Genomic DNA, 17,014 nt, shown 5'->3' with positions numbered 1-17,014 from the left:
ACCAACGCACGGCAAGTGGATGGCCAAAGAAGTAATTTTGCGACTCTTTCCATGCTATCTGTTTCCATCACAGACTCCCAGCTAGCTGCCGCATTCCATATAGTGGGGCCTTATATCATAAGTCCAGTTATCAAGAAAAATTTACATCCAGTTGCGATCATAATTGATATCGACTTAGGATTTCCCGCCCCTATTAGGAGAATTTCGGCGATATATTTCTTTACGTGGAACTAAGGTTGTGTCTTCGGCACTGCGGAGGGATCCTGATGTTCATCAAGTCGTGTATTAACCTTGACGAGTTCCATCGGAACTAGTATATTTCAGAATGCGGATGATGAAAAATATTAGCCCGGGGAAGGGATGGGTACACCTCAATGCAACGGGAGGAACTCAATTACAACGAACGCTTGATATTGAATCTTATCCGGTTTCACGGAGAGATCGCGCGGAACAACTTAGTGGATAAAAGTGGCCTTTCCTTTAGCAGCATTTCCAATGTCACGAAGAGGCTTTTAGGTTCCGGATTCATCATCGAAACCGGAAAGGATTTCTCGCAGGGGGGTGGGCGCCCCCTGATTCTTCTGTCTGTAAATCCAGATCTGGCCTATTTCGTCGGAGTGGACATAGGGGCTTACCACACAAGGTTTGGGGTTTACGATTCAAGCCTTAAGAGGAAGCTTACTGGGGAGAAAATCCTCACCAGGGACCTGGGTGATGACAAGGCCGGAGGGCTCTATAGGGTTATCCAATCACTGCTTAATAAGACCGGGATAGATCCTTCGCGGGTGGCGGGCGTAGGATTTGGCGTCTCGGGTATCGTTGATTCGGCTTCCGGCGTGTGCCTTGACATACCAAATGCAACCGGATGGGAGGGTATAAGGCTTAAGGACTACTTCGAGGAACGCCTGGGGGTGCTCACGACAATTGAGGAGGGCGGCCGGGCGATGGCCGTGGCCGAGAAATGGATGGGCAAGGCCAGAGATGCGCTGGAGTTTATTTTCGTGGCAGTAGGATTTAGTATCGTATGTGGAATCGTGTCTGGCGGGGAACTCCTGAGGGGTCACAATAACGTGGCGGGGCTCCTCGGCCACACTACTGTTGATGAGGACATGGGCCGCTGTACCTGTGGGAACTATGGCTGCCTTGAGAATGGCGTTACCTTCCCAACCATAAATGTGAAATTCTCCGCAGGTATAGGCAAAGGGGAAGCGATGCTTGACATTGTTAAGGAGTTAGCTTCGGGTGATAAAGTAGCGATTAACATCTGTCTTCAGACGGGCCAACTTATCGGCATCGCACTTAGTAACATCACGAATATTCTGAATCCGGAGCTGATTATACTGGGTGGTGCAGTTATCGAGCGGCTTGAGCCTGTCTTTGAGGAAGCAAGGCGTACCATTATGCTGCGGGCAAACCGGCATGCATTGAAGGATCTCAAAATCCTTAAGACCTCGTTCGGGGAGGATTGCGGAGTTCTGGGGGCGGCACTGAACGCTGCGAACGAATTTTTCGGGGCCCCTAGGTTTTGCGATATAGTGCGTGAAGGGGACATGCCGCGGGGGAGCAATGGCAATGGCCGCAGCCGCGGCGAAGGCGAGGAGACAGGCCTCTGGGGGTGACCTCAACGAAAGCTGAGGCAGATGCTGTCGAACCAAGCGATGCCGTTGCACAGGCCACCATATGTAAAGCCGGATCAGCCCCGGCTCGCGACATTATGGGCAACCGGGCACTCCTGGCTGGGTGCTTTGCTGCAGTCGCTATCCTGGCCGGGGCTACGTTTCTCACTCCGCGGCTTCTTCCGGCGCTCTCCGGGGCCTTCAGGATCGAGACGGCCAGGGCCGGCTGGTTTTTTACCTCGTATTTCTTCGGGTATTCCACATCCGTCCTTGTTGGTGGGGCTCTCTCTGATATCCTGGGCCGCAGGGGGCCTTTCCTCGGCGGCGTTGTCCTCATAGGGGCTTCTCTTCTGGTAATAGGGTTTTCTCCAGGTTACTATTCTGTCCTTACAGGAATGCTCCTTCTCGGGATCGGTGCGGGCCTTGTGGAGGGGCTTGTATCTGCGCTGATGGCCGACTTGACCGAGAATAGAGGCCTTCTCATGAACCTGGCCCAGGTCTCATTCAACCTCGGTGCTCTTGTAGTGCCATTTTTCGCGGCGTATTGCGAGACTTCCCGTATCGGGTGGCGCGGGTCATACTTTATAGTTGGCCTCCTGGCTCTCGCCTTGGCCGCATTTCTGGCAGGGCAGATTTTCCCGCCCTTTACCAGGGTCAACCGTTTGGGACTCCGGGAGTTCTCTGAGTTCATGGGGAATCCAACCTTCTGGGTTTTGAGCTTTTCCATGGCTGCATACGTCGGGGCTGAACAGGGCCTTGCATCCTGGCTTTCTTATCTTTTATCATCCGGGTTTGCGGCTCAGGATACGCTCGTATCGCTCAGCCTATCGGTTTTCTGGGGAGCTATGATACCAGGGAGGCTAGCCTGTGGCTGGCTTACACTGAAGGTTGACCCGAGAAGACTTGTGTTTTTTAGCTTCGCAGGTTCATTTGTGATGTTCGCGGGCCTATACTTGGTTTCAGATCCGGTTAACATGGTCATCCTCGCAGGTATGATCGGGCTTGTGATGGCGGGAACTTGGCCCACGATCCTGGCCACTGCAGCGGATTATTTTCCAGGTCAGGCCGGGGCTGCGCTTGGGGTCATCATAGCGTCGGGCTCATTCGGGGGAATGGTTTTCCCGTGGCTTATCGGAGTTGCGGCAGAGCATTTGGGGCTGGGGCCCGCCATCTCAATTACGGGAGGGATACTTTCTATAGCTGGATGCACAGGGTTCGGATATCTGATCAGGAGAAAGCCAGAGTCATCCCTCTGATTGTGCGGCAGCTCAGTTCGCACCAGTCGGGATAGTGCGAACGGGGGTATTTTGCCACCGGCGTAACTACTCAGCCTACCCCGTTTTGAGCCAAACACGGATAGGGGGTATTTGGCCTAAACGCCCTACAATGGAGGCTGAAGCCTAGTCGGCAGGTGAGGACCAGCAGGTGAGGACCAATAGAGGATTAGTTCTAATCGAAAATTAATACCCGTCCGGACGCAGGAAAAACAAAAGAGATCCAGGCATATAACCCGATATTTTCGGGAATCCTCCTTATTTATGCCGTAAATAAATCTTGACTCTCTGGAATGAAAAGTGTATACTTTAACCTGGCAGGTGGAGATGGCCCGAGACTGATGCTGTCTCGCCGGAGCCAGGCCGACATTCCCCAGATCGTATTCTCGACAGAGCAAAACCGGCGACGCCCCTGAGATAAACCGCATCACGTCTTAATTTACCTGAAAAAGAGGTGGTCACATGTACCTTCTCAGCCCGGAGAAGCCCTTTGATTTCGTCAAATGGTTCGAAACGGAGTTACATACCGAACCCCTGCGAGACCCTTCGGTGAGCCGTGGAGGACAGGAAACGGAGATAAATCGTGATTGGAAGATCGTCGTATCCCGCCCGTTTGGAATTGTGCTTGATACCGCCATTTCGGATTTCCGGGAGTTCATGCATAACTCTATGGGAGTTCCAATTGGTGATCCAGTAATCGTCCCGCAGGGGAGCCGGGCGGAAAACGTCATAACTATCAATGTAGATCCCGATCCTGCTGCCCATCCTGGACTGGGGCCCGACGGTTACCGGATAAGGATTGCGGAGGACGCTATCGCGGTCGACACAGTAAACGAGCGCGGCGCTATGTATGCCCTCTACCACCTGGAAGAACTCATGGGCATCCGGAAGGCCCCTTACCTCCGCCGGGGGGAGACTGTAAGAAACCCAGCCTTTGAAGTCCGTATCCTGCGGAGTTACTACAGCATCTACCACGATGAGCTCGGCCACCCGCGTGATGCCTACCCTGAACCTTACCTTGCCCGCCTTTCTCACCAGGGGATAAACGGGATCTGGCTTCATTGCATTCTGAGGACAGCTGTGAGGACCAGCGTCTTTCCAGAACTGGGCCTTGCGGCCGAAAAACGCCAGAGGAAGCTCAATGAGCTCATCAAGAGGGCAGGGAAATATGGGATCGACGTTTACCTTTATCTGTGTGAGCCCATGGGCTTTTACGCGGATGATAAATTCTGGGAGAAGTATCCCGACCTCAAAGGGGAACCGGAGCGGGGGCCGATACCGTTCGTTTACCCCGGGGTAGGGGATGATGACCTTACAGTAGAGGAACTCAACGAGCGTTACATGCTTAAGAAGGTGGCACATTCCCTCTGCACTAGCCAGCCTCAGGTCAAGGCCTTCCTGCGGGAAGCAACAGAGAACCTCCTCCGGGCTTGCCCAGGGCTTGGAGGGGTGATCCTAATCAATGCCTCTGAATACAAGACCCACTGCTACTCGCGGGGAATCAATATATCCTGCCCGCGCTGCAAGAGTCGCCCGGCCGATGAAGTCGTATCTGAGGTCATAACTCTTATCCGGGACGGCGTACGGGCAGCAAGCCCGGATGCCAGGGTAATAGTCTGGAACTGGAGCTGGGGCATGTATGGGCCCGACCCCCAGCCTGGGATCATTGAGAAGCTCCCCAAAGATGTCATCTTTATGGGCGATTTCGAGCGGGGTGGCAAGAAAGTCCTAGAAGATGTAACTTTGAATATCGACGAATATAGCCTTTCGTACATAGGCCCATCCGAGAGGTTCATTAAAGCGAGAGACGAAGCGAGAAAGCATGGCCTTCCGATTTACGCCAAGATTCAGCTGACCAGCACACATGAACTGGCGACCGTTCCTTATTACCCTATTCCATATCAACTCGCACGCAAGTTTGAGGCTATGCTGGATGCCGGGGTTACGGGATTCATTGGATGCTGGATTTTCGGGAATTACCCTTCGATTTGCACGGAGGTTGCTGCAAGATATAGCTGGTCTCCGAAGCCGAACCCCGATGAATTCCTGGCGAAGGTCGCCGAAAGGGAGTTCGGCAGCGCAGCCGCCCCACATATACTGGCTGCGTGGAGACATTTCAGCGACGCTATAAACTACTATCCCTTCCATGCCCGCATAGCGGCGGACCAGGGCCCGATGAACCGCGCGCCCGCTCACCCGTTTTACTTCACCCCGGTGAACCGCCCGATGCCGCCGAACTGGGTGCCCGGCCAGCCTTTTGGCGATTCCCTGGATTGGACAGTCTACGGCACAGGGATACTCCTAAAATATTTCAAGAAGATGATCTCTGAATGGAACAAGGGAATAGGAGAGTATAAAACGGCCTTGCCGCTTGTGCCGGACAATCTGAAGGTTCCCGCACTCCGGGACTTCAACGTGGCGCAGGCGTTCGTGTATCATTTCGAGAGCACGGTAAACCTGGTGGAATTCCTTGAGGCGCGTGACGAGCTTTATAGGACAGCGGACACCGGCAGAAAGCGGGAACTCCTGGATAGGATTGAGGATATACTTAAGCGAGAACTCGAGACGGCCCGGAGATGCCTGGATATAGTGAGGGTGGATTCGCGGATCGGCTATCATCCCGAGCCCGGCTATCTCTATACAGTCCAGGATATCGAGGCCAAGCTTCAGCAGGTAGAAAAGGTGCTTACGGAAGAGATCCCGACGTTCAGAGCGAAGCTCGCCGCTGGGGAGAGTTAAGCGGATAGGCCTTCCATGCCGACTGCGGCGGCACCCAAAGGCGTATTGGGATGCCCCCGGGGGTGGAACATTTTCGGGACGGGTTGCGCGGAGATGGCTTTTCCTCATTGAGCATAGAACATTTCAGTAAGGGAATGGGGGAGTGTTCATCATGATGGTCGAAATACCCAAATGGGAATTCGAAGAGCGGATCAGGAGAATCCAGGCTGAACTCGCGAGGAGGGGGCTTGATGCTCTCATCACCTACGGGGACGAGGCCGAACCCCAGAACGTAAGGTATCTGGCTGACTACTGGCCTGCCTTTGAGACGGCTGGGGTGCTTGTGCCCGTGGAAGGGGAACCGATCCTGGTTATAGGCCCCGAAAGCTACACATATGCGAGATCCCGCTCAAAAATAGCCAAGATCAGGAGGGTTTTGGCTTACCGCGAGTCCTCTGAGCCTGAATACCCGGGAGAGAAGCTTACAACCTTCGAGGAGCTTTTCGATGAGGCCTCGAACGGACGCGGTATAGAGCGGCTTGGCCTTGTCGGTTATAGCATTCTCCCGATTCCCATATATGAGGGAATCAGAAATGCCATGAAGGGCGGGGAAGTGATAAGGGCCGATGAGATTCTCATAAAGATGAGGATGATCAAGAGCGAAAACGAACTGGCCCTTCACCGGGAAGCCTACCGGCTTTCGAAGATCGGCCTCTCTGCAGCGCTTGAGAAGGTAAGGCCGGGGATGACCGAGATCGAGGTGACCTCCATTGCTCGTGAGGCCATGATGCAGGCTGGGGCGGAGACCGAGGGCTTTCCGATGTGGTGTATTTCCGGTCCCAATACCAACCAGGCCATCAGCCGACCCACTTACCGGAAGATACAGAAGAACGAACTGGTCCAGATCCAGGTGGGCGCGAGGGTCGGCGGGTATTCCTCCAGCATAGGAAGGCCATTTGTCCTGGGGAAGGCCCCGGATGATGTGAAGGAATTCATGAAGGTTGGACTTGAAGCGGAGCTTGCCACTCTCCGGGTTATGAAAGCCGGGATCCCGGCAAAAGAGGTGGACAGGGTTTTCAGGGAAACCGTGCGAGGTCTGGGATTCGGGGATTGGCTTCTTTACGGGCCGTGTCACGGTACCGGGCTTATGGAGTGTGAACACCCCTGGATAGAGTCGAATTCTGAGTGGCTTCTTGAAGAGAATATGGTTTTCAGCGTGGATATATTCCTTCGCGGTGAATCCATGGGATTGCGGTTTGAAGATGGGGTAAGGGTTACGAGGGATGGGGTTGAGGAACTGTCTGATTTCCGGCGCGAGGTCATAGAGCTATAGCGCAATGCTGAGGACGGGCAGATGCGAAGGTCAGCCTGCAAACCACGTTACTAGAAAGGGGGCGGGCCGCCCACAGGGCGGCGTTGGTATGGCTGATGGCAGGTTCAGCAGGGTTAAGGCAGGGGATATCATAACCGTTTTGGGTTTCGATATGGAGACGGACCTTGGGAGTTGGACGCCGTTCTACGAGGGAGTCAATTACGGGACCCCGAAGATTCTCAATGTGCTTGGCAAAGCGGGGGTCAAGGCTACTTTCTTCTTCACCGGAGAGGTCGCCATGAAGTTCCCCGAGATATTACGGCGTGTGGATTCAGAGGGCCATGAGGTGGGGTGCCATACCCTTTACCACGAGACCATCGGAGATGAGCTTTTCCCGATCCCCGGCATCAAACCCCTCCTCCCTGAGGAGGTGCCCTTTAGGGTCAGAAAGGCTACGGAATGCGTTGAGGACGTCCTCGGCAAGAAGGTCGTTTCTTTCCGCTGTCCAAGGCTCTGGGGGAGCACGGCGGTGGCAAGGGCGCTGGAGGAACTCGGCTATGTAGCGGACGCCTCTTACCCGCTTTACTACTACAGGGAAAGGTTGGTCCCCTATCACCCTCACCGGGACGATTGGACCAAAGAGGGAGATATGAAGCTTCTGGAGATCCCCAATTTTGCGGATATGGCCATGGAAAGCCACGATGAATTCGGGCGGGATAGGGACCAGTGGCCGCTTTTCCGAACCGAGGGCGCAGATAAATTGATGGCTCACGTTAAGAGTTTCATAAGTTACAATGCAGACCATGGCCTTCCGGCAGTGCTTTGCTTCTATATGCATCCCTGGGAATTTATGGAGATGCCAAGGGGGCTAATCCATTACGGCGAAGGGAGCGTAATGCCTGATGAGTTTATAACCAGGAATTGCGGCGACGTGGCCCTTGCCGAGCTTGAAAAGCTCATCGAGGAGCTTCGCGAGATCGGTTCATCCTTCATGACCGCACGGGATTTGGCGGAGGCATGGGGTTAAAACCGTAGCCGTAATTATGACGCAGAAAGGGGTGGGAGTATGTCCGAGACAGGACTGGCTTCAGTGTGGGCGGGGCCTCACCGGATAGAGAAGAGAAGGTTTCCGGTACCTTCGGTTGACGGCGATGGAGTGCTTCTCGAGACGGGGGCCGCAAGCGTATGCGGAACCGATAGACACCTCTATAAGCAATCTCCACCTTACCCAGTGATTCCGGGCCATGAGATAGCGGGGAAGGTCGTGGCCATGGGCAAGAATGCCCGTCAGAGCATGAAGGTATTTAACGACCCCGGGCTTGAGATCGGGGATCGGGTTGTGCTTTTCCCATGGATCCCTTGCGGGCATTGCTGGGGGTGCCTTAGATTCAAGCCGGGTGCGATGACGTGCACTAATGGGTATGTCTACGGGATGCCATTTGAGATCCTGGACATAGGGGACCCCCTGTATGATTCCAACTGTGAGTTGGCCCCGCATTTTAACGGCGGGTTTGGGGAATATGTCTATCTGCGCCCGGGAACTTATATGTGGAAGTTGCCCGAGGATATGCCCTGGGATGTGGCTTCCCTCCTGGATCCGACCGGGGTGGCTTTACGGGCGGTGGAACTGAGCCAGACCTGCCCGGGGATAATGGAAGAGGGTCTTTCTTACGATTCTACCGTTTGCATCTTGGGTTCCGGACCCGTGGGTTTACTTGTAGCGATAGCCTGCCGGGAAGCGGGAGTGCAGAGGATAATTCTAACCGGTCGACGTAGGTTCAAGCTGACGCTTGCCGAGGAGTTAGGGTTTGCAGATTATACCATGAGTGCGGAGGATTTTTCGGCTGAAGATAGGGTGAGACGTATCAGGGAGATCACCGGTGGCCATGGTGCTGACGTGGTCTTCGAATGCGTCGGAACCCCTGATGCCTTCGTTGAAGCCGTAGAAGCGGTCAGAAGGCTTGGGACTGTGGTTGAGGTCGGGAATACGGTGACCCCTGGACAGAAGGTAAGGATTGACCCATGCAGGCAGATCTGCATAAAGAACATACGGCTCCTTGGGCTCAGCGCAAACCCGCCACGCACGTTCGATAAGGCGTTCAGCCTCCTTAAACGTTACAAGCGGATCCCATTCGCAAGGCTTATAACCCATCACTTTACCATCGGCGAGCTCGATAGGGCGCTTGAGGTCGCCGAACGTGAGGAGGCTATCAAGATTACATTAATTGGGCCTGCAGCGGAGTAACTTTTTGGTCGGGTTAACTCGTGCATTCATCTGGGTGAGGGGGCAACTGATGGCTGACTATCTCCTTGGAATAGATATCGGTACTTCCAGCACAAAGGTTGGGGTCTTTGACTCCTCGGGTAAGCTCTTTGCCAGCGCGTCAAATTCTTACCCCACCTACCGGGAAGGGCCCCTCCGGGCTGAACAGGACCCCCGGGACTGGTGGCAGGCAGCGGTTCGCGGCATACGTTCGGTCTTGCAGAGCGTGGAACCTCGTGAGATCGCCGGGATCGGAATTGCAGGCCAGAGTTGGGCTGCCCTTCCCGTGGATTCGCAGGGCCGGCCGCTCCGGAGGGCTATGATTTGGCTGGATAGGCGTGCAGAAACGGAGTGTGAGGAGATCCGGGAGAAGGTTGGAGAAGAGAAGGTGCTCAGGGTTAGCGGGAACCGCATTGACCCCGCCTTCTGTATCCCTAAGATCCTCTGGCTCAAAAGGAACGAACCTGAAGTCTTCCGGAACGCGTTCAAATTCCTGCAGTCCAACAGCTTTATCGTAAAGAAGCTTTCGGGGGCCTTTTCTCAGGACATCTCCCAGGGTTATGGGGTCTATGGCTTTGACATGGCAAGAGCGGAATGGTCAGGCGAAATCCTGGAGGAACTCGGGCTGGAACCCGGGCTTTTCCCGGAGCTTTTCCCGCCATCGGCGGTCGTGGGAGAGGTGACGCGTGAGGCCTCCCTCGAGACTGGCCTTGCGGAGGGTACGCCTGTCGTGGCGGGCGGCCTTGATGCTGCGTGTGCTACTCTGGGCGGGGGTGTGGCTCGCCCGGGCGAGACCCAGGAGCAGGGAGGACAGGCTGGCGGGATGAGCATCTGCACGGATAGGCCGGTGGTAACGCCAAGGCTTATCCTCGGGTTTCACGTGATCCCTGGGGTATGGCTCCTTCAGGGCGGAACAGTTGGCGGCGGGTCGTTAGGCTGGTTTCTGGAGACCTTCGGGCAGGTCGGGCGGATTGCCACAGGGCCCGGGGAGGGCGGCTTTGAACTTCTTAGCCGCGAAGCGGCCCGGGTCAGTCCGGGTTCAGGCGGGCTCGTTTTCCTTCCCTATATGGCAGGAGAACGCTCCCCGATCTGGGATCAGGATGCAAGGGGCGTTTTGATTGGCCTTTCCTATGATAAGACGTGGGCCGAGGTGGTACGGGCCATCATGGAAGGATGTGCTTATGCTTTGAGACATAACCTCGAGGTTGCCGAGGAGGCCGGGGCTTGGGTCTTGCAGCTTATAAGCGTTGGTGGGGCTGCAAAAAGTGAGGTCTGGTGCCAGATCAAGGCTGATGTCACAGGGAAGCCCGTCGCCGTGCCTGACGTGGAGGAAGGAACCATCTGGGGCGCTGCGCTTCTTGCCGGCATGGGGGTGGGGATTTATGGAGATATTGTGACTTCTATCAGGGAAATGGTACACATAAAACGCGTATTCCACCCCCGTGAGGAGATAAGCAGGGTTTACGATGGCTTCTTTGAGATTTACCTTTCTGCATATGAGGGCCTGAAGGATACCTTCCGTAAGCTCAGAGAAAGCACAAAAGAGGCAGGTGCATTATGAAGGCGGTTGTGGTTCATGGGCCGGGGGACATAAGATATGAAGACATGGGGGAGCCCGTTCCCGGCGCGGGCGAGGTGCTGGTGCATGTCAGGGCTGCAGGGATCTGTGGTTCAGATATAGTAAGGGCTCTAGGCTCCGGGGCGCACTATTACCCCATCATCCTCGGCCATGAGGTATCAGGGGAGGTTTGTAAGTCAGGGGAAACGTCTGGCGGTCGGTTCAGGCAGGGCGAGCGTGTCGCTGTGGCGCCCCTTATTCCATGTTTTACCTGCCAATCCTGCGAGAAAGGGTATTTTTCGCTTTGCATGGGTTATGACTTCATCGGTTCAAGACGCAACGGAGGGTTTGCTGAGTACGTGGCGGTGCCCGAACGCAATCTGGTTCACCTCCGGGATTCCGTCTCCTATGAGGCAGGTGCTATGCTTGAGCCGGCCACCGTTCCGCTTCATGCCATGCTCATCTCGGGATTTACTCCTGGCGAGAGTGTAGTTGTGCTTGGGGCTGGGACCATAGGCCTTCTAGCACTCCAGTGGGCCAGAATACTCGGTGCCAGGAAGGTCATAGCAGTGGATGTAGTGCCCCAGAAGCTTGAGATCGCAAGGAGGCTTGGGTGCGATGTCGCGGTGGATGCCCGGGGGGAAGGCGCTACTTTGGAGGAGGCGGTCATCGGGGAAACAGGGGGAGGGGCAGGTTATGTGTTTGAGACGGCGGGCCACCCTGCCACACAGGTAGAAGCGCTAAAGGTAGCGGGGCGCAGAGCAAAGGTAGTTCTCATAGGCACATCGCCCCGGGATGTTACCTTCTCCGGGCCGGTATTTGAGATGATCATCCGTAAAGAGCTTGCTATTTTCGGGTCCTGGATGTCCTACAGCGCCCCGTTCCCAGGGAAGGAATGGGAGATGGCACTCCATTTCATCGCATCCGGCGCCCTTAAGGTAGAGCCGATCATAACGCAAAGGCTTCCTCTCTCCGCTGCGGGAGATGCTATTAGAGCCTTTGCTTCAGGCCGCGGGAATGTAAAGGTGATGTTTGTCTCTTGACGTGCTCCACTGGCTTCTGGTCCGGGGGGCCGTTATCACCGGCGGCAATAACCGCGCCTTCTTACCCAAGGTTTTATTCCAAGTTTTATTTCACGCCGGACAGGCTCCAAACCCGCCCGGAAGACCTTCCTGGCAACGTGTGGGCGCCCATGCCGCCTATACGGCGGTATAGTGGATCAGGCTCGAACCCGCTAAATCTTGCACCCGGTAAAATGCGGTGTAATCCGGCGCGGTTGGTCCATCTCCCGCCAGTATGCAGTCGGGTCTACGGCCCAAGGACTTCTACGACCGTGTACCCGGGACAGGAGAAAGTTCACGGGAAGTAAAACCCGGAATCCCCTGAATTTATTCAGGGGAGGTTCAAAACCTGTGCGAGGAAGGTCACTCAGAGTTCTCATGGGGGCTGGTTTTACCGCCATTGTATATGGTATAATGAAACCGCCCGAGACCACTTGTCCTGGAAGGCTGGCGGTAGGTATGACATCCCCGGAATTTGAATTGACACACGATATCAACCCTGTCACTGAGATGATGCCTCCGGAGGAATTCACCGATAGGGAGGATATCCTGCGCTATCTCGAGGAATGGTTCAAGAACATCGCCAACAGGCGCTCCCGGAGCAAGGCGCTGATCTCCCCAAGGCGAATGGGGAAAAGCGCGGTGCTGGACCGGTTTGTCAATCTCATGTTCTGGCGGGATTACGGGGTGGTTCCCTTCTATATCAAAATGAAACGGGAGGAAACCACGCTCCGGAAGTTCACAGAGAAATATCTGGAGGTTTTCTTCCACAGGACTTCCTTACTTGTTGGCAATGAATTTCCATTAGGCACTCCTGGTATAACCCATAGATTCCCAGTTGAAAAGTTCCAACTCAATGTTATCCGCCCATAGATACTGGATTGTCTTGAAACCTTCTACATTTTGGTCGAATATTATCTCAATCTGCCCCTTTTCCCTCCTACACATGCACGGTACCCTAAAGACTTTCCGTAGAATCTCACCCGGTGGCATCACCTCCTGAGGGTCCATACGTTGTTGCACAGCCCTCACAATTGTAAGCATCGTCTCCGCCAGGAACAACAGCGATGTATACGCGGTCACCGCCTCTTCGCTACGGCAATGGCAGTCATTTAACCCCAGATCTTGCTTTGAATGACGGTAAAAACACTCTATAGCCCATCGCAGGCCATATGTCTCGATAACCATTTCTTTATCCGCCTTGAGGTTATTGCTCACCAGTACATACATATCCTTATAAGTGGCTTCTTTATCTATTCTGCCCTTTTCCTTCCCCTTACCCTTCTTCTCATAACCGACGTTCCCCCTCCTTATAAGTAACGGGCTCCAAAAAGAGCCCGTAGATAGAGGGTTTCACCGAGTATGATATTTTTGCTATAGACTATAGCGATACCTGTCCACTGATTTCCATAGCTCAAGTTGCTCCATCTCTTTTTTGATCTTAAGCCCCAATTCCTCTAATTGCCAATTCCACTCCTTGGATTCATAACCCTCTGCCCGTAGCACATGTTGGCTCAGACGAAGCTTATCCCAGAAGCGGAGAATCTCCTCTACTTCTCTCGTTTCCCCTTTGGCACGGAACTCAAGTCCGCACTGCTTCACAAGGTAGTAAGCGAGAAAGCAAATCAGCACATGGGCTTTAATCCGCCAACTTCGGCAATGATACATAGGCCGAATCTCAAGGAAACTCTTGATGTGCCGGAAACTCCGCTCCGCATACTTAAGGGACTGATATGACTCCTTTATCTTCTCTGAATTCATCTTCTCCCTGCTTACCGAGGTCTCAAGCACATACTTCCCATCCAACAATTCCTGCCGAGCAATTTCCTCGGCCTCCTTCCGACGGGTCGCATCACGCTCGCGACGGAATTCCGATGCACAGCCAACATATCTTATGCCATTATCCTCCCACTCGAGTATGCCGACCGCATCAAATAGCCCCAATTGCTCCGGCCCACGTGCCAGAAGTTGTTCCCGTTGCTCACGCCATTCTAGCCCCAGGATATATTTGAATCCGGCCTCAATGAGGGCATCGATGTTCTTTGCGCTGTACATGCCCTTGTCCCCAACGAATACGGCATCATCGATGCTGAAGCGCTCCTTCAGCGATTTTACCTGCTCGATTACTGTATCCTTAATCAGCTGTGTCGCCAGGCCAAACCTCTACGGCCAGCGGTAACCCCTCGCCGTCGCATACTAGACCAACTACTATCTGATAACGATCCCAGCGCTTATCCCGGCTATAGCCATAATCCGCATCATCAGCATGGGTTCCTTCGAAGTATGTGCACGTTATGTCATAGAGAAGCAACATGGGTGATGCCTTGCGAGTTCTGGCCAATACCTCCTGAACTTCGTAGAAGCGCTCATGCAACTGATCCATGGCTTAATAAAGTGAATCCTCATCAAACCTGTTTTGGCTAAATATCTGGGTAAAGATTGTATCCTCGAGGCTTCGCTGCAGCGCCAATTTGCTTCCAGGATCGAGGATACTTAGGTCAAGTTGCATATTCCGGAGTAAATCGACCACCCATTCCGGCGAAGCCTAGGACCCCGTCAAAGTTCCAGTCTGACCGCGGCTGGATAAATCCTGGTTCAACGCGGAATTGTGCAATCAACTGATTTAGCTCAAAGAGTTACCAGCCAGGAATCCCCCCCTTCTCGACCAGGGAAACGCCTTTGTGTGAAGACCCAGTCGAAGGGGATCTTTCTTCCGCCGGCCGTGAAAAAGGGAAAAGCCTCCTGTAGCAAGGCTGCAACGGCAGTTTCTAATAGGTACGCATGATAGGGTCTCTCTTGCCGCCGGCGAAAAAATCCCAGGCCTATCCGACAGGGGGGAATTCCCTAATAGATTCGCTAGAGAGATGATTTCAGATTTGAAAGGATCTCTCCCCTGATCAATTCGGTGCCATTGAGCCGGGATGTCAATGTATATGTCCATGAGGTGGAAATACTGGATGACGGCGGGTGTGGCTATAATTGGTATCCGCAATAATGATCTTACCTCATACGATTTCTAATGCGGCTCTCAGGCTTCTTTCAAATTCACCGTTCTCAACTTTAGATATACACTCACTAGCCCAGCTTGGCGTTTTTGGTCGTTGCATTGCAACATAAAGAGCATACAGAATGGAAGTAGGATCATCGAATAATCTTTCCCTTTCATCAATAGGACCATAAGTATCCCAAAATGCAGCTACAGCCTTTGATCCCAAAGAACTGATAATATTTCTACAATCACTATACGCAAGCCCTATTCCCATTAGGTGGTAATCAAACATTAAAGCCCTTAAAGGGTTCCCTCTGGATAAAGATAGATTTGTCCAGTGAAAGTCATTAAAATTAAAAGTCTCTGGGAGGCTTCTCATTGCCTGCTTCAGTTCTTCAATATGATTAACAGCCAACTTCCATGCCGAATGCCGGGAATATCCAAATTTTACACCTATGCCATAAATAGTCTTGGAGTCTAAGCAGTCAACTTCTCGTTTAAGCCATTCCGGAATATAGCTGCGGTTAACATACTGTCTTCCAGCAGCATGAAACATTAAATACCATTGTGCCATTGCAATACCCGTCTCCGGGTTATACATGTCACCGGCTGTAGCCAATCTCCAAATTAAGCTACAATCCAAATCTTCTAGGAGAAGTGCATTATCACATGCACCATGAACAGGTAAAGTCAATATTTGAAGTTCATTAAGCAAAGGGTAACATTTTATTTCAGTTGCTTGGTTGATATCAAAATACAACTTGAGCACGAATGAACTCTCAGGATTTTTTATACGCCATAATTGGTTGCCATGTTTCTCATGGATTTTCTTTGCGCTTATTACTTTATCTGGCCTTATACCGACTTTTTTTAAATCAAACAAGGACTGAAGTTCAACAATATCCTGCATCTGTTCGTCCGCCTTTTGATTAATATCAACCAATAGACATCGGTTTATATGGTTCTTGCCAGCACCTGCTTCTCAACGTCCCTCGCCGCACCACACTCGCTACCATCAAGGGGCTTGGAGAGCTAGGATATCCCGGGGACGCTGAATGATTTGGGATCCAGCGGATATAACCCGAACTCATGAGCTGAAAGCTTTTCTCGTCTAACTATTTCCTGTTCAGTGGCCATGCCCATCCTCCTCTACGCCCGCTATTTGCCTCACTAAGTCAAGAAGGACTTCTATATTTCTGGTCTCTTGATATAGCCTTCCAGATTCCCAACAGCCATCGACCGAAAGTGACTGTCTCACATGATTGCCCCGAGGAAAAACGGCGCGGGGGGGGGGGTTGGGTACACCTCCCGGCGACATTAGTCCGAGAGGCCGCTGCATGGGTGTGGGTGGTATCGGCCCAGCGGCTTTGATCCGAGGCCATACTACAACTAAGGGAGCAGATATCCGGGTGCGGGTGATACCGTCCCGGCGGCTTTGATCCGAGGCCTTACTACCCAAGGGCCTCGGATCACAGAGCGACCTGCAGCTACGCTACCTGGTCATCGTGACCTTCCTGAGCCCTCGAGGCTTGTCCGGATCGAAACCCTTCGTGATTGCCAGATAATAGCTCAATAGTTGCATTGGCACGATGTAAAATAAAGGAGTCAGGTACTCCGGCGCCTCAACAGGCAGCCTTATAGGAATCGTTGCCTTTTTCAGCAGGTCATCAACAGAACTGATTACAACCGTCTCCGCTCCGCGTTCTATGAGCTTTTCGTGCAAGTCAACCATCCCCGGATATGTCTTGCCGGGAGGCGCTATCAAAAAAGCGGGAAAGCCTGGCTCTATCAAGGCTATGGGTCCGTGGAGAAAATCCGCTGAAGAATACGGTTCAGCGACCACATAGCAGGTTTCTTTGAGTTTCAGACTGGCCTCCAGCACAGTGCAATAATTGAATCCCCGGCCAAGTATGACACAGTGATCCATATACCTGTAACGCGGAGCAATAGATGCAACATAAGGTTCGACCTCGAGAGCTTGTTTGCTTTGGGCTATGGCAGACTTTAATTCTCCAAGAAGGTCCTCCCTTCCCGCCAGGGAAAAGGACAATAGATAGATGGCCGCAAGCTCGGTCAGATATGTCTTTGTGGCGGCTACACTCTTCTCAACGCCAGCGTGACAATCAATGGTGAATTCCGCCTCGCGGGCCAACAGCGAATCCATATTGTTGGTGATGGCTACGGTACTCGCCCCGCCTCTGCGAGCACGTCTTATAACCTCAG

14 protein-coding genes are annotated in these 17,014 nt (G+C 53.2%); 9 read left to right on the top strand and 5 right to left on the bottom strand.

Features of this window, described 5'->3' with window-relative positions; translation table 11 throughout:
• The first annotated feature begins 374 nt into the window (after positions 1 to 374).
• From HPY71_14480 to HPY71_14440, 9 genes are all read left to right on the top strand, one after another.
• The gene (locus tag HPY71_14480; protein NPV54698.1) at positions 375 to 1,619 is read left to right on the top strand and encodes an ROK family transcriptional regulator; all 1,245 of its coding nucleotides are present in this window, start codon (positions 375 to 377) and stop codon (positions 1,617 to 1,619) included.
• Positions 1,616 to 2,872 carry an MFS transporter gene (locus tag HPY71_14475; protein ID NPV54697.1) on the top strand — a complete coding sequence of 419 codons (1,257 nt, stop codon included), beginning with the start codon at positions 1,616 to 1,618 and terminating at the stop codon, positions 2,870 to 2,872. Before HPY71_14480 ends, HPY71_14475 begins: the two co-directional genes overlap by 4 nt.
• Positions 2,873 to 3,352: 480 nt before the next feature.
• Positions 3,353 to 5,629 carry a hypothetical protein gene (locus HPY71_14470; GenBank protein ID NPV54696.1) on the top strand — a complete coding sequence of 759 codons (2,277 nt, stop codon included), beginning with the start codon at positions 3,353 to 3,355 and terminating at the stop codon, positions 5,627 to 5,629.
• A 151-nt stretch (positions 5,630 to 5,780) separates the two neighbouring features.
• The gene (locus HPY71_14465; GenBank protein NPV54695.1) at positions 5,781 to 6,941 is read left to right on the top strand and encodes an aminopeptidase P family protein; all 1,161 of its coding nucleotides are present in this window, start codon (positions 5,781 to 5,783) and stop codon (positions 6,939 to 6,941) included.
• Between the two features lie 88 nt (positions 6,942 to 7,029).
• Positions 7,030 to 7,947 (top strand): polysaccharide deacetylase family protein, encoded by a 918-nt coding sequence (locus HPY71_14460; GenBank protein NPV54694.1) that lies wholly within the window; start codon positions 7,030 to 7,032, stop codon positions 7,945 to 7,947.
• A 39-nt stretch (positions 7,948 to 7,986) separates the two neighbouring features.
• Complete coding sequence (locus HPY71_14455) at positions 7,987 to 9,165, top strand: zinc-binding dehydrogenase (GenBank protein NPV54693.1); 1,179 nt, start codon at positions 7,987 to 7,989, stop codon at positions 9,163 to 9,165.
• 49 nt (positions 9,166 to 9,214) lie between these two features.
• The gene (locus tag HPY71_14450) at positions 9,215 to 10,744 is read left to right on the top strand and encodes an FGGY-family carbohydrate kinase (protein NPV54692.1); all 1,530 of its coding nucleotides are present in this window, start codon (positions 9,215 to 9,217) and stop codon (positions 10,742 to 10,744) included.
• Positions 10,741 to 11,784: a galactitol-1-phosphate 5-dehydrogenase gene (locus HPY71_14445; GenBank protein NPV54691.1), complete on the top strand. Its 1,044-nt coding sequence runs from the start codon at positions 10,741 to 10,743 to the stop codon at positions 11,782 to 11,784. Before HPY71_14450 ends, HPY71_14445 begins: the two co-directional genes overlap by 4 nt.
• A 369-nt stretch (positions 11,785 to 12,153) precedes the next feature.
• Positions 12,154 to 12,675 (top strand): hypothetical protein, encoded by a 522-nt coding sequence (locus HPY71_14440; protein ID NPV54690.1) that lies wholly within the window; start codon positions 12,154 to 12,156, stop codon positions 12,673 to 12,675.
• Here the strand turns inward: HPY71_14440 and HPY71_14435 are convergent.
• The 5 genes from HPY71_14435 to HPY71_14415 all read right to left on the bottom strand — a co-directional run.
• Positions 12,607 to 13,116 (bottom strand): transposase, encoded by a 510-nt coding sequence (locus tag HPY71_14435; protein NPV54689.1) that lies wholly within the window; start codon positions 13,114 to 13,116, stop codon positions 12,607 to 12,609. The two genes, HPY71_14440 and HPY71_14435, sit on opposite strands and share 69 nt — an antisense overlap.
• Positions 13,117 to 13,176: 60 nt before the next feature.
• Positions 13,177 to 13,956, bottom strand: a complete 780-nt coding sequence (locus HPY71_14430) for a transposase (GenBank protein ID NPV54688.1) — start codon at positions 13,954 to 13,956, stop codon at positions 13,177 to 13,179.
• A complete protein-coding gene (locus tag HPY71_14425) occupies positions 13,937 to 14,185 on the bottom strand; it encodes a hypothetical protein (protein NPV54687.1) in 249 nt (82 codons plus the stop codon). The genes HPY71_14430 and HPY71_14425 overlap by 20 nt, the downstream gene beginning before the upstream one ends.
• A gap of 622 nt (positions 14,186 to 14,807) precedes the next feature.
• The gene (locus HPY71_14420; protein NPV54686.1) at positions 14,808 to 15,701 is read right to left on the bottom strand and encodes a hypothetical protein; all 894 of its coding nucleotides are present in this window, start codon (positions 15,699 to 15,701) and stop codon (positions 14,808 to 14,810) included.
• A 582-nt stretch (positions 15,702 to 16,283) separates the two neighbouring features.
• On the bottom strand, positions 16,284 to 17,014 hold a 731-nt coding region (locus HPY71_14415; protein NPV54685.1), incomplete at its 5' end, for an SIS domain-containing protein.

The organism is Bacillota bacterium (assembly GCA_013178125.1).
GTDB lineage: Bacteria > Bacillota > SHA-98 > Ch115 > JABLXJ01 > JABLXL01.
Note: the sequence above shows the minus strand (reverse complement) of the source record. Positions and strands in the feature narration are given on the sequence as shown.

Coding starts and splice junctions, on each gene's coding strand:
- HPY71_14460 (NPV54694.1), top strand. CDS start 7,030: ATGGCTGATGGCAGGTTCAGCAGGGTTAAGGCAGGGGATATCATAACC.
- HPY71_14450 (NPV54692.1), top strand. CDS start 9,215: ATGGCTGACTATCTCCTTGGAATAGATATCGGTACTTCCAGCACAAAG.
- HPY71_14445 (NPV54691.1), top strand. CDS start 10,741: ATGAAGGCGGTTGTGGTTCATGGGCCGGGGGACATAAGATATGAAGAC.
- HPY71_14455 (NPV54693.1), top strand. CDS start 7,987: ATGTCCGAGACAGGACTGGCTTCAGTGTGGGCGGGGCCTCACCGGATA.
- HPY71_14465 (NPV54695.1), top strand. CDS start 5,781: ATGATGGTCGAAATACCCAAATGGGAATTCGAAGAGCGGATCAGGAGA.
- HPY71_14470 (NPV54696.1), top strand. CDS start 3,353: ATGTACCTTCTCAGCCCGGAGAAGCCCTTTGATTTCGTCAAATGGTTC.
- HPY71_14425 (NPV54687.1), bottom strand. CDS start 14,185: ATGGATCAGTTGCATGAGCGCTTCTACGAAGTTCAGGAGGTATTGGCC.
- HPY71_14480 (NPV54698.1), top strand. CDS start 375: ATGCAACGGGAGGAACTCAATTACAACGAACGCTTGATATTGAATCTT.
- HPY71_14420 (NPV54686.1), bottom strand. CDS start 15,701: ATGCAGGATATTGTTGAACTTCAGTCCTTGTTTGATTTAAAAAAAGTC.